We start from the raw sequence: 468 nt of genomic DNA on the forward strand, positions 1-468 counted from the left end.
GCATCGACCCAGATTTGCGCGCGTTCGGCGTCGAGCCGCAGCAATTGCAGCTTGGGGTCGTCCTTCCCGCCTTCATACCAGGCCGCGACGAAGCTGTTCCACAGCCGGTCGATGACCGCACGATCATTCTCGGCGATCAGGGTGCCGTGGATCGTCGCGAACACGTCATTGCCCTTGGACGCGAAGGTGGCGACGGCGCGGCTGTCATGCTTCAGGTCGGCGACCAGTTCGGTGTCCTTCGAGGTGAAGAAATAGATCGGGCCGCGATCGTCGTCCCCGTCAAGCTGGCCCGTCATCGGGCGCGTATGGCCCTCGTCGACGCCGGCCAGGCCGAGCATCATTGTCCGGTCGGAGCGCAGCGCCTTCCAGAATTTGGCTTCGATCTCAGCGTCATTTGCGGTGCTGGTGTTGAACATGGCATCGTCTCCTTGCCCGTTCCGAACGGGCAGAGGACGATGCGGTTCCCTC

1 protein-coding gene is annotated in these 468 nt (G+C 63.2%); it reads right to left on the bottom strand.

All coding sequences use genetic code 11. From position 1 onward, the window contains the following. On the bottom strand, positions 1-416 hold a 416-nt coding region (locus AACY52_RS30780; protein WP_339561459.1), incomplete at its 3' end, for a pyridoxamine 5'-phosphate oxidase family protein. Between the last annotated feature and the right edge of the window lie 52 nt (positions 417-468).

The sequence above is a fragment of the Pseudomonas sp. EA_65y_Pfl1_P113 genome (assembly GCF_963970525.1).
Classification (GTDB): domain Bacteria; phylum Pseudomonadota; class Gammaproteobacteria; order Pseudomonadales; family Pseudomonadaceae; genus Aquipseudomonas; species Aquipseudomonas tritici.